Source organism: Enterococcus sp. DIV1059_2 (assembly GCF_051713685.1).
GTDB classification, from domain to species: domain Bacteria; phylum Bacillota; class Bacilli; order Lactobacillales; family Enterococcaceae; genus Enterococcus_D; species Enterococcus_D casseliflavus.
The window spans coordinates 1,792,177-1,805,376 of record NZ_JBIOQK010000001.1 but is presented as its reverse complement, the minus strand read 5'-3'; the positions used below and the strand labels follow the sequence as shown (position 1 = coordinate 1,805,376).

Sequence of the window (13,200 nt, the reverse complement as noted above, 5' to 3'; positions counted from 1 at the left end):
AAAGACTTGCTACGCAGATAGAAATACATAATGCCAAACTAAATTTTTTGAAAGTAGGATTATCATTATGTGTGGAATTGTAGGAATCGTAGGAAAATCAAATGCAGAACGAATTATTTTGAACGGATTGGAACGCTTAGAGTATCGCGGCTATGACTCAGCAGGTCTTTATGTCGCTGATCGGACTTCGGATCACTTAATTAAAGCCCAAGGAAGAATCAAAAACTTGGAAGAAAAAGTGACTTCTGAAGTAACAGGAACGATCGGTATCGGACATACCCGTTGGGCGACCCACGGCAAGCCATCAGAAATGAACGCTCATCCTCACACTTCAGCAAACCAAGCACTCGTGTTGGTTCATAACGGTGTGATCGAAAACTTTGAAGAGCTTCATCAAGAATATTTAAGCAACCACCAATTTGAAGGTCAAACAGATACGGAAATCGTTGTTCATTTGATTGAAGCATTGAAGGAGCAAGACAACAGCACGACCAAAGCAGCCTTTAAAAAAGCTTTGTCCTTGATTCGCGGCTCTTATGCCTTTGCCTTAGTAGAAAAAAATGATCCAGAAACCATTTATGTTGCCAAAAACAAAAGTCCTTTATTGATCGGTTTGGGAGATGGGTTCAATGTCATCTGCAGCGATGCCTTAGCAATGCTCGATCAAACGACTCACTTTGTTGAGATCGAAGATGGCGAAATGGTGACCGTAACAGCCGATGCGATCGAAATCGAAGATCCAAAAGGAAACCTTGTGTACCGTGAGTCTTATGAAGCACAACTAGATCTGACTGACATCGAAAAAGGAACATACCCTTACTACATGTTAAAAGAAATCGATGATCAACCAACTGTGATGCGCCGCTTGATCCAAGAATATCAAGGAGAATCTGGTGAAGTAGTGATCGATCCAGCGTTAAAAAGCGAACTTTTAGCTAGCGATCGGATCTACATCATTGCTTGTGGTACTAGCAATCATGCGGGCTGGGCAGCAAAAGCCATTTTAGAAAAACTAACACAGATCCCTGTTGAGGTTCATTTATCTAGTGAGTTTGGCTACAACATGCCATTGTTGTCAGCAAACCCCTTCTTCTTGTTCTTATCACAAAGTGGTGAAACGGCAGATAGCCGTCAAGTATTAGTGACGATCAACCAGTTAGGTCTTCCTAGTCTAACGATTACCAACGTTGCTGGTTCTACTCTTTCTCGAGAAGCGAACCATACCTTATTGCTTCATGCTGGTCCAGAAATCGCTGTTGCCTCTACAAAGGCGTATACTGCACAGATCGCAGTGATGACGTTATTAGCAAAAGCCATTGGTGATGAAAAAGCTGTTCCTGAAGCATTGGACTTTGATGTTTTCCATGAACTAAGCATCGTTGCTTCTGCAATGGAGGCTTTAGTGGATGAAAAAGCTGTTATCAGTCAATTTGCTGAGGATTTCCTTTCCGAAACCCGTAATGCGTTTTACATTGGACGTGGAAATGATTACTATGTATCGATGGAAGCGGCATTGAAATTAAAAGAAATTTCTTATATCCAAGCGGAAGGCTTTGCGGCTGGTGAATTAAAACACGGCACCATCGCGTTGATCGAAGAAGGTACACCAGTGATCGGTGTGATCACGGAAGAAGTGACCGGCTCTCATACGCGAGGCAATTTGAAAGAAGTCGAATCTCGTGGGGCTCATACCCTTGTGATCGTTAGCCAAGAATTAGCAAAAGCGACTGATCAAATCATTTTACCAAACGTTCACCCATTGGTAACCAGCTTAGTGGCAGTCGTTCCAACACAGCTGCTGGCTTACTTTGCCACTTTACAGCGCGGATTCGACGTTGATAAACCAAGAAACTTAGCAAAATCCGTTACCGTTGAATAAGTTTTTTAAAAGATTGAAACCGAATTGGTTATCTTCTGTATAATAAAAAGAACTCCTCGTTCGATGACTCGATCGTTCATAGGGGTTCTTTTTTTCTTGTCTACTGCACAACAAATCCGAAAAGACTTTTAAAAGCAACTATCCTTCGCAAGGCTTGCCCACTGCGTCTCCTCTGTTACGCGTTGCCGACAAAATCGTTGACAAGTTTCTCTAATTCGCAAGTTGGCTTCTTGCTGGTAAGTAGACAAAAAAGACGACCAAAGACATCCTTTGGTCGTCTTACTTCTTTAATTATTCCGCACCGATTTCTTCTCGAACGACCGCTGCGATTTTTTCTACATAGTAATCGACTTTTTCAATGGTTGGCGCTTCTGCCATCACCCGAAGCAATGGTTCTGTTCCTGAAGGGCGAACCAAGATACGGCCTTCGCCGTTCATTTCTGCTTCTGTCTCTTCCACGATTTTACGGATAGCTGGAACATCCATCGCGCCATTTTTATCTGTCACTCGAATGTTGACAAGTTTTTGTGGATAGATCGTTACCTCTCCTGCTAATTCCGACAGTTTCTTGCCCGTTTGTTTCATGATATTCAATAGTTGAATTCCTGATAACAAACCGTCACCTGTCGTATTGAAATCCAAGAAAATCATGTGACCTGATTGCTCGCCACCAAAATTATAATCGTTTTTACGCATTTCTTCGACGACATAACGGTCACCGACTTGTGTGATGACATCTTTCAGTCCAATTGCTTCCACTGCTTTATGGAACCCTAAATTGCTCATGACTGTTGTCACGATCGTTCCTTGGTTCAAGCGCTTTTGCTCCGCTAAATATTTCGCACAGATATACATGATTTTATCGCCATCAACGATGTTTCCTAGTTCATCTACTGCGATGACCCGATCACCATCTCCATCAAACGCAAGACCAGCATCCGCCCCTTTTTCAACGACAAATTCAGCTAACGCTTCAGGGTGAGTCGATCCCACACCATCATTAATGTTCAACCCGTCTGGAGACGTCCCCATTGTGAAGAATTCTGTTTCTAGATCGGCAAACAAACGATTGACACTTGTTGCTGTTGCGCCATTTGCAGCATCAACACATACCGTGATCCCTTCCAAATCATCAGGAATCGTTTGACGTAGAAATTGAGAGTATTTCAACAACCCTTCTGGAAACTCATCCACTGTTCCTAAGCCATCGGCAGAAGGACGTGGAAGTGTATCTTCCGGCGCATCAAGTAATGCTTCAATTTCAGCTTCTTGTTCATCGACTAATTTAAAGCCATCATTCCCGAAAAACTTGATGCCATTGTCTTGTGCAGGATTGTGAGAGGCAGAGATCATTACACCTGCACTCGCTTTTTGCACTTTCGTCAAGTACGCAACACCTGGTGTAGAAATAACACCCAATTGGAATACCTCGATCCCGACAGATAATAGTCCAGCGATCAATGCATTTTCTAGCATCTGTCCAGAAATCCGTGTGTCCCGTCCCACCAAAACGCGGGGACGGCGGTCACCAGTTTCATGTTGACTTAATACATAGCCGCCGTAACGACCTAATTTAAATGCTAATTCAGGTGTCAACTCCTTGTTTGCTTCTCCTCTAACACCATCAGTACCAAAATATTTTCCCATTTTAATAACCTCTCTTATTCATTCTCTACAGTCAAACGACTAAGAACTGCTTGTCGTCGTGCTGCTTGCGGAATTCTCTGTTTGTTCTTGCGTCGTGTCGACTGTCGAAGAATTGGCTTGAGAATTCGCACTGTTCGTTGCTTCATCGCCATCATTGTTTGATTGATTCTCAGTAGTTGTTTCTGCAACCGGAGTGATTTGGATCGTCACAACTGTTGGATTGATCGTTGTTCCCTCTGGTACTGGAATCGTTACTGTCCGTTCGGTCGTGGTTGTGATCTCACTAACATCCACTGGGACACCGATCTGCTGGGTCTCATCCAAAATACTTTGTGGTCCTGTTAGCACCGCACTGATACTACTCATCCGGTAGATGTAATGAGAGATCCCATCTGGTGTTGTCCCCTGTTGAGTGACAAACAATTCAATTTCTTTGCTTGGTGCTTCCATCATCAATGCCACATCGACCGAATCTGGCTCAGGAATGATCGCTAAAGGATTGTTTTCACTATCCCAAGCCTCGATCGTTCCATCCACCGTGATCGAATCGCCAGTAATATCATCTGGATTCACGATCGCTACCACTCGGTCGATTTCTGCCAGTGTCTTGTCGCCAGTAGTGATCTCTACTTCTTGCGGTTCAACACTCATTGAATCAACGCCGTAACCACTCGTTGCTCCATCAGTCGAGATGACTGGCTCAACGGTAAACGTTTGGGTGACTTTTTTCTCGATCGTCACAGTGACGGTTTTGGGTTCGATTTCGGCTGTCACACTTGAGCTAAGATTTTTCACTTCTAAAGGGACCTCATGGGTTCCTTCATCAAGTCCAGTCAAATCAGCAACTACTCGAAAGCTCCGCGTTTCCTCGCTACGTTCAGCATTCAATTGCACCCGATTTCGACTAGACAAAGTCACGTCTACTGTTGTTTCAAATCCTTGGATAAAGTATTCATCTGTGTCATAGGTGGTCTGAATCGGTACATTATCGATCTCTTCCTCATAAGGATTTGAAGTTCCTGCAAGGTTGACTTGCAGGCTTGATCCGCTGGCGATGAAAAACAGAACCAGACTAAAGAACAGCGCTAGTATACCATAAAATACGTTTTGACGACGTTCTTTCTTGATCATTTTCTTCCTCCTTTGTTGACCCCTTCAAAGAAAGATTGCAGCAAGTTGCGTTTACCAGGCTTTTCTTCTGGCACTAATTCGCGATTCAACACGTCGAGATACTCTTGTCGCGAAAGCTCAGTAAGCATCCGATTATTCAGGGTAATACTGACGTCTCCCGTCTCCTCTGAGACGATAATGGTCAACGCATCACTAACTTCTGAAATCCCGACAGCCGCTCGATGGCGCGTCCCAAATTCTTTGGGGATCAGCGGACTTTCTGACAGTGGTAAGTAGGCACTAGCAACAGCGATCTTATCATCTCTTAAGATGACTGCACCATCGTGTAGCGGTGTATTGGGAATAAAAATATTGATCAGTAATTCGCCCGTCACGTCCGCATCTAAAGGAATCCCCGTTTCAATATATTCTTCTAACCCCGTCGTCCGTTCGATCGTGATCAATGCACCAATTTTTCGTTTTGCCATATATTGAACAGCTTTGTCCAACGCTTGGACCAACACTTCATCCCGTCGTTTTTCATTCTTAGAAGTCTTGAAGAAAGAGCTACGGCCAAGATGCTCCAGCCCTCGTCGAATTTCTGGTTGGAAAATAACAATCGCGGCGATCACCCCATATGTGATGACTTGATCCATCAACCAAGATAGCGTCTTTAATCCTACGATACCTGCCAAAAACCTTAGAACAATGAATAGGCCGACGCCTTTAAACAACTGGATCGCTTTTGTTCCTCGCACAAGCTGGATCAGCTTATAAACCAAGTACCAAACAACGATCACATCTAAAACATTTACTAAAAATGACCAAGAAAATATATCAAATGAGAGCAATTCTCTCCAATAATCTAAATTAAAAAAATCCCTGAAATTTATCAACATAAACAGCCTTCCTTTATTCTTAAGACTTCAGATAATAGTATAACATAGGACCTCTTCAAAGATTTGAAAAAAAACAAATTTATGAAAAAGTTTTGAAAAAATAAACAGCTCTTTTACTTAGTTTACCATTATCCTGAAATCATTGTTTGTCAAAGGTCTTAGAAGATTTCATCTAAACGAGCTTCTTGCACTCATTTCTTAGGAAAAACAACAAATGACCCTGAAAAACGGGTCAAACCGTTTTTCAGGGCCATCCCTCAGCGAGCGATTACTCTTGCTGACGGCGCTTTGCGCGCGCTGCACGCCGTGCTGCTCTTTCAGCGAGCTGTTCTTCGCTTAACGGCTGTTTTTCTCTTCGTACACGCTCCGTTTTTACTGCCGTTGGTTGTTCTGCATCAGTACTTACCTTTTTTTCAAGCTTTGCTCGTATTTTTTCTTCTTGACCTGCTAAGCGGGCATAGTTGTAGAAACGAGTTTTCGCATCTGAAACGGTTTTTTCAAACAATGCTTGCGCCGCATTCGGATTGGCAGACTGCAAGGATGCAAATCGAACTTGTGTCTGCATAAAGGCAGGCATTTGATCAAATGCTGGCTTTTTGAAGTCGAGTGTCATTGGCTGTTTCCCTTTTTCTGCCAACAGCGGGTTATAGCGGTAGAGACTCCAATACCCCGATGCAACTGCATCTTGTGCTTCTTTCAAGGATTGACGCATTCCGCCTGCAAGACCGTGGGTGATGCATGGCGTATAGGCAATGATGATTGACGGTCCTGGGAACCGCTCGGCTTCTTCAAAGGCTTTGATCGTTTGCATTTGATTGGCACCAGATGCGATTTGTGCGACATAGACATGTCCGTAGGTCATCGCCATCATTCCTAAATCTTTTTTGGAAACAAACTTGCCACTCGCAGCGAATTTAGCAATGGCCGAAGTCGGTGTCGCTTTAGAGACTTGCCCCCCTGTATTAGAATAGACTTCATTATCTAACACGAGAATATTGACGTCTGCACCAGAAGCGAGGACATGATCGATACCGCCAAACCCAATATCATATGCCCAGCCGTCACCGCCTATCATCCATTGGCTTGGCTTAACAAACAAATCTTTCTCCTGCAAGATTTTGTTCAGCTGAGGTGTTGTGGCAGCTTCAGCTTCTAAGGCGGCGATCAATTTTGCTGCTCGCTGTTGCGTCCCAGCACTTTCTTCTCGATGAAGGTCCCAATCATCAATCAAAGCCTGCAATTCTTCTGATACATTGGCTTTCAACGACTTCAGCTGGGCCGCTAATTTCTCCCGTCGGGTTTGGTTGGCTAAGAACATGCCATAGCCATATTCGGCATTGTCTTCAAACAACGAGTTTGACCAAGCTGGCCCTTGTCCTAAGTGATTGGTTGTATAAGGAGATACTGGTGAGGTTCCACCCCAAATCGAAGAGCAGCCGGTCGCATTGGCGATCATCATGCGATCACCAAACATTTGGGTCAATAGTTTCACATAGGGGGTTTCCCCACAGCCCGCACAAGCACCAGAGAACTCCAACAAAGGTTTATTGAATTGAGAGCCCAAAACAGTTCCTGGTTTTGCTGGATTTTCTTTTTGACGTAAAGTCATCGCAAAAGCCCAATTTAAAGCTTGTTCTTTTTGTTCTTCGTAAGGACGCATCGTCAAAGCTTTCCCTTTGGCGGGACATGCTTCCACACAAAGGCCGCAACCTGTACAATCTTCAACGGAAACTTGAATTCGATATTTTTGCCCATTCGCGCCTCGCATCTCTCTGACTATAAAGCCTTCAGGTGCTTCGGTTAATTCATCTTCATCTGCCAAAAACGGACGGATCGCCGCATGAGGACAGACAAAAGCACACTCATTGCACATGGTACAGCGATCTGATAGCCACTCGGGCACTTCAACAGCGATGCCCCGCTTCTCAACCGCTGTTGTCCCGACAGGGATCACCCCTTCAGTCATTTGATTTCGTACGAGGGTACCCACGCTTAGTTGGTTGCCTTCTTGACGGTTGATGGGTTCCACGATTTCCCGCACAAATTGTGTTGTAGCAGTGGATGTCCTCTTCGGTACTTCGATCGTTGCCCACTTGCTTGGAACAGGGATTTCTTGTAATAATTCGATGGTGCGATCGATGGCTGCTTGGTTCTTTTCAACGATCGCCATCGATTTGTGCCGATAACTTTTCAGCGCCTCTTCTTTTAAAATCGGCAAGATTTCCTCGGTCGGAATGATGTTTGCCAAGTAAAAGAAGGCTGTTTCCATCGCGGTATTGATCCGCCCACCTAAGCCGACTTCCATTGCCAACTGCATGGCATTGATGGTATAAAAGCGAATCTCGTTTTCAGCAAGATAACGTTTCATTTTCTTCGGTAGATTTTTTAAGATTTGCTCTTGTGACCAGGTCGTATTTAATAAAAAGGTTCCGCCTTTTTTGAGTCCTTTCAGCAAATCATACGTATGCAAATACGCAGGCGTATGACACGCAACGAAATCCGCGTGTTCGATCAAATAGGTAGAACGAATGGGGGTATCCCCAAATCGCAGATGAGAAACCGTTAGACCACCAGATTTTTTCGAATCATAATGGAAATAGCCTTGTACATATTTTTCGGTATGGTCACCGATGATTTTGATTGCTGACTTATTTGCCCCGACGGTCCCGTCAGAGCCGAATCCCCACAATTTCGCTTGGAAGGTGGATGGATCAGTTAGATCTAGCGTGCCCTTTGATGGCAACGACAATTGCGTCACATCATCCGTGATCCCAATGGTGAAGCGTTTCTTTTGGCTCGCTTTTGGCTTGAGCAATTCGTCATAAACGGCAACGATTTGATCAGGCGTCACATCTTTTGACCCAAGACCATAGCGTCCACCAATGATCGTCGGCCGAATCGCTGCATCATACATGGCACTTTGCACATCCAAAAGCAAAGACTCGCCATTGGCACCAGGCTCTTTGCTGCGATCCAATACAGCGATACTTTTAACGGTAGCAGGCAGTTTTTCTAAGAAGACTTCTAGTGGGAATGGTCGATACAAATGGATCGACAAGACCCCCACCTTGCGGCCTGAAGCGCATAAATGATCCACCGTTTGCTGGATCGTTTGCGTCGAGGACCCCATCGAAACGATGACTTCTTCGGCGTCCGAAGCACCATAATAATCCACTAAATCATAGTTGGTTCCTCTTAAAGCATTGATTTTTTTCATGTAAAAACGAACGATCTCAGGCAATGTTTGATAATGCTGATTGATCGTTTCCCGCTGTTGAAAATGGATATCAGGATTTTGATTCGTTCCACTCGTCGTCGGGTGATTCGGGTTCATGGCTTTTTGTCGAAAGGCAGTCAATTTTTCATGATTGACCAACTGTGCCAATTCCTCATAATCTAAGACCTCTATTTTTTGAATCTCATGACTGGTTCGAAACCCATCAAAAAAATTTAAAAATGGGATATTGGCTTCGATAGCTGCTAAATGAGCGACTGGCGCTAAATCCATTACTTCTTGAACACTGCTTTCCGCTAACATAGCAAAGCCTGTTTGTCGGGTGGCCATTACATCGGTATGATCTCCAAAAATATTCAAAGCATTGGTGGTCACTGCTCGGCTGGCAACATGAAAGACGCCTGGCAGCATTTCCCCAGCAATCTTGTACATATTTGGTACCATTAATAAAAGTCCCTGGGATGCCGTATAGGTCGTCGTTAAGGCGCCCGTTTTTAATGAGCCGTGAACCACACCGGCCGCCCCTGCTTCAGATTGCATTTCAACCACTTTCACCGGCTGCCCAAAAAGATTATGCTTTCCTTGAGCAGACCACTGATCCACTAATTCAGCCATGGTTGAACTAGGGGTTATCGGATAGATCGCCGCAAGTTCCGTAAAGGCATAGGAAATATAGGCTGCTGCCGTATTGCCATCCATTGTTTTTCTTTTTCTCATCTATATAACTTCCTTTAATCATCATTTTGCACAATAAAACACAATTCATTATAGCTGAAAATCAAGGAATATAAAAGTACAGTCAGGGGATTTTTCTTAATTTCGTGAAACGAAATACATAGTATTTAGCTCATTCTCCTCCTCTTTTCACAGACTTAAATCAAAAGACCTGAGGCTTTTCTTTCAGTAGAAACTTCGGTAAACTATAAGAAAAAGGAGGAATCTTAATGGATATTTCAATCATCAAAGCACAGGAAACAAATGCGGTAACAGGGATACATATCGGAGACCCTTCCGCTAAACCGATCGTCGAATTTATGAATTTGCGCTGTCCTTATTGTCGGCAATGGTTTGAGGAATCGTTACCGATCTTAAGTGAAGCTGTCGCAGCTGGGAAACTACGCCGTGTCATCAAATTATTCGACAAAGAAAAAGAATCATTGCAACGAGGCAATGTGATGCACCGCTTTGTTTCCAGTACAGATCCTCAGGCAACGATCGCTGAGATCACAAAAATTTATCAAACACAAGATGAATGGGGGCATTTATCTTTACCTGAAGTGGCAGAATATGCGAAAAATACCTTAGGGCTATCTGAACAAAACCATCCTGCGATCGCAGGAGAAATTGTGGAAGAAGCGAAAAACGCCAACATTCAATTTGTGCCAACGATTATCTTAGATGGGCACATTTTTGATGAATCGATCTCTGCTGAGGAATTAACTGCATTGATCAATGAATAACCTCTAACAAAAAACAGGAGCTGATTTGACACTAAAATCCATGTCAAATGCAAGCTCCTGCTTTTTTGATTTCATTCACTACTTAGATTAACTGACTTGTTCACGCAAATGATCGGCAAATTCATTGATTTTGCGAATGCGATGATTGATTCCTGATTTCGAGATCGCTCCTGATGGAATCATTTCCCCTAGCTCTTTCAAGCTGACCTCGGGATGTTCCAAACGCAATTCGGCGATTTCTTGCAGCTTTTCAGGTAAAGCTTGCAAGCCAACTCGATCTTGAATAAATTCGATATTGTCGATCTGCTTCGAAGCAGCGTCGATCGTTTTGTTCATATTGGCGGTTTCGCAATTCACCAAACGGTTGACTGAGTTACGCATATCACGCACGATCCGCACGTCCTCGAATTTCAGCATGGAATTGGTGGCACCGATCAGTGTCAAAAAATCAGCGATTTTCTCAGCGCCTTTCAAGTAAGAGATATACCCATTTCTGCGTTCTAATGCACGGGCATTCAATCCATATGCGTTTAGCATATCGCAAATATCTTGGTTATGCTCCTCGTAGATGGAATAGATCTCTAAATGATAGCGGCTGGTTTCTGGATTGTTGATGGACCCAGATGCCATGAAAGCGCCTCGTAAATAGGAACGCATTTTTTGAGTATTGCCCATGATCTCATCAGAAACATGGCTTTGAAACATCAGCCCGTCCATGATATCTAAGTCCAAAAGCACGCGCTGTGTATCTTGCTTCAAACGAACGATGTAAACGTTGTTCTTTTTTAATTTCATTTTACGACGGACCAGCAATTCGCTGCGCACGTCGTAATGATCTTTTAGTAACGAATAGATGCGTCTGGCGATCGCCGCGTTTTCTGTTTGAACGTTTAAAACAAATTGTTGGTTGTTGATACTTAATGACCCATTCATCCGAATCAAAGCGGCCAATTCTGCCTTGGCATGTTCGCGATGAACTTCTAATGCGGTCAATTCTTTTTTTACTTCTGCTGCAAAGGACATAAAAAAATCCCTCCTTTCTTAGATTTTGGCCCCGTAAACGATACGTAGAAGTTCTTCAATCACTTTATCTCCGTCATGAAAAACTCCGCCATCTCTAAGCTCCAGAAAGTCAGCTGAAATGACACGGCTGGCTTCTTCTCGCAGTCCTTGGAAATCGTGTTTCACTTGTACAAGATATTCATCATAAATCTCTGGGTCCATATACCCTTCTGGAACTTTCTCGGTGTTGACTAACACCGTATCAATAAAGGGTTTGCCTAAATGCTTATGCAGGACCCGCACATGGTCGGCATCACTAAAGTGTTCAGTTTCACCTTTTTGGGTCATGATATTACAAATATAAACCGTTTCAGCTTGTGTTTCCAACATTGCTTGGCCGATCTCGCTAATCATGAGATTGGGCAAAATACTAGTAAAGAGACTACCAGGACCCAAGACGATCATATCTGCCTCCATAATTGAAGAAACAACTTTACGAGCTGCTTTCGGCTCATCATTATTTTCTTGATTACGAACAAAGACCCGATCGATCGTTTTGCGATCAACCGCGATCTTGGACTCTCCTACCGCTTCGGTGCCGTCTTTAAAAACAGCGTGCAACACCAATGGCAGATCTGACGAAGGATAAACTCGTCCATCGATATGCATGATTTTTGACAAAATTTGAATGGCTTCATAGGTACTGCTGCGCATTTCAGCAATCGCCGCAATTATCAAGTTCCCCAGGGCATGATTGGCTAAAAATTTGTCTTCGGCTTTAAAACGGTATTGAAAAATATCATTATACAGTTGCGGCATATCAGATAGAGCCGCCAAAACATTGCGCAGATCCCCCGGTGGCGAGATAGAGGAAACCAAATTGCGAATCTCTCCGCTGCTACCGCCATCATCAGCGACCGTAACGATCGCTGTGATGTCGACACCCTGATTCCGCAAGCTCTTCAGGATGACTGGTAACCCAGTTCCGCCACCTACCACAACGATCTTCGGCTTTCTGATTCGGTACGTTTTCATTTTCATGAACGATTCACCGTCTCTTTACGCTTATCTTTGTCGCGATGAGTAATATTGACGCGATAGTCTTCTGCCAAAACCGCACCGATGCGCTCAGATAATGCAACTGAACGGTGTTGGCCCCCAGTACAGCCGATAGCCACCGTCAAGCTGCTTTTGCCTTCCTTGACATAGCCTGGCATGATCGTTTGCAGCAGTGTACTAAATTGCTGATAGAATTCTTCCGTTTCTGGAAAAGACATGACGTACTCATACACGGGTTCATCTTTACCCGTTAAAGGACGCAACTCTGGAATATAATGTGGATTCGGTAAGAAACGAACATCCATCACAATATCAGCATCGATCGGCAAGCCATACTTGAAGCCAAACGAAAGTATTTCAATACGAAACCCTGTCTCATGAGAAGCACGAAATTCTTGATTGATTTTTTCTCTCAATTGCCGTGGGGTCAGCGTCGTTGTGTCGATAACAATACTGGCACGCGTCTTCAAATCGTTTAAGATCGCTCGCTCTTTGCGAATCCCTTCCGTAACTAAGCCATCCATCGCTAATGGATGTGCTCTTCTCGTTTCTTTGTATCTTGACACCAATTCATTGTCCGATGCATCTAAAAAGAGCATCCGTGTGTCAATAAAATTCGTGTTTTCAATATCGATCAGCATACTTTGGATTTCTTCAAAAAACGATCTTGAACGCAGATCGACAACTAAGGCAATTTTTGTCACTTTTCCTGATTCTTTGATCAGTTCCCAAAATTTAGGGATCAAGCTTGGGGGCATATTATCGATACAAAAGTACCCCATATCTTCAAAACTCTGGATCGCGACCGTTTTGCCGGCTCCGCTCATCCCAGTAATAATGACCAATTCTAAATGATCCACTTCAGTCATAGGTAAAACTCCTTTCTGAAACAACTCTATTATATCATGC

The 13,200-nt window shown here is 43.7% G+C and carries 9 protein-coding genes; 2 read left to right on the top strand and 7 right to left on the bottom strand.

Annotated elements, in window-relative coordinates:
* Positions 1–67: 67 nt before the first annotated feature.
* Positions 68–1,879, top strand: coding sequence for a glutamine--fructose-6-phosphate transaminase (isomerizing) (gene glmS / locus IGI72_RS08360; protein WP_159160578.1), 1,812 nt, complete (start codon positions 68–70; stop codon positions 1,877–1,879).
* A 291-nt stretch (positions 1,880–2,170) separates the two neighbouring features.
* Here glmS and glmM read toward each other — a convergent pair whose 3' ends face one another.
* The 4 genes from glmM to nifJ all read right to left on the bottom strand — a co-directional run bounded on the left by glmM (position 2,171) and on the right by nifJ (position 9,487).
* On the bottom strand, positions 2,171–3,526 hold the full coding sequence (glmM, locus tag IGI72_RS08355) for a phosphoglucosamine mutase (RefSeq protein WP_005225959.1): 1,356 nt from the start codon (positions 3,524–3,526) through the stop codon (positions 2,171–2,173).
* Positions 3,527–3,565: 39 nt separating this feature from the next.
* On the bottom strand, positions 3,566–4,657 hold the full coding sequence (locus tag IGI72_RS08350; RefSeq protein WP_005225958.1) for a CdaR family protein: 1,092 nt from the start codon (positions 4,655–4,657) through the stop codon (positions 3,566–3,568).
* Positions 4,654–5,535 (bottom strand): diadenylate cyclase CdaA, encoded by an 882-nt coding sequence (gene cdaA / locus IGI72_RS08345; RefSeq protein WP_005235688.1) that lies wholly within the window; start codon positions 5,533–5,535, stop codon positions 4,654–4,656. The genes IGI72_RS08350 and cdaA overlap by 4 nt, the downstream gene beginning before the upstream one ends.
* Before the next feature lie 268 nt (positions 5,536–5,803).
* A complete protein-coding gene (gene nifJ / locus IGI72_RS08340) occupies positions 5,804–9,487 on the bottom strand; it encodes a pyruvate:ferredoxin (flavodoxin) oxidoreductase (RefSeq protein WP_428214422.1) in 3,684 nt (1,227 codons plus the stop codon).
* A gap of 227 nt (positions 9,488–9,714) precedes the next feature.
* On the opposite strand from nifJ, the gene IGI72_RS08335 reads away from it, so the two are divergent.
* Positions 9,715–10,230 (top strand): DsbA family protein, encoded by a 516-nt coding sequence (locus tag IGI72_RS08335; RefSeq protein ID WP_005225955.1) that lies wholly within the window; start codon positions 9,715–9,717, stop codon positions 10,228–10,230.
* A gap of 87 nt (positions 10,231–10,317) precedes the next feature.
* Here the strand turns inward: IGI72_RS08335 and whiA are convergent, their stop codons facing one another.
* From whiA to rapZ, 3 genes are read right to left on the bottom strand one after another with little or no spacing between them, the layout of a single operon-like run.
* Positions 10,318–11,253: a DNA-binding protein WhiA gene (gene whiA, locus IGI72_RS08330; RefSeq protein WP_005225954.1), complete on the bottom strand. Its 936-nt coding sequence runs from the start codon at positions 11,251–11,253 to the stop codon at positions 10,318–10,320.
* Positions 11,254–11,271: 18 nt separating this feature from the next.
* The gene (locus IGI72_RS08325) at positions 11,272–12,273 is read right to left on the bottom strand and encodes a gluconeogenesis factor YvcK family protein (RefSeq protein ID WP_010748165.1); all 1,002 of its coding nucleotides are present in this window, start codon (positions 12,271–12,273) and stop codon (positions 11,272–11,274) included.
* A complete protein-coding gene (gene rapZ, locus IGI72_RS08320) occupies positions 12,270–13,160 on the bottom strand; it encodes an RNase adapter RapZ (protein WP_005225952.1) in 891 nt (296 codons plus the stop codon). The genes IGI72_RS08325 and rapZ overlap by 4 nt, the downstream gene beginning before the upstream one ends.
* Positions 13,161–13,200: the final 40 nt, after the last annotated feature.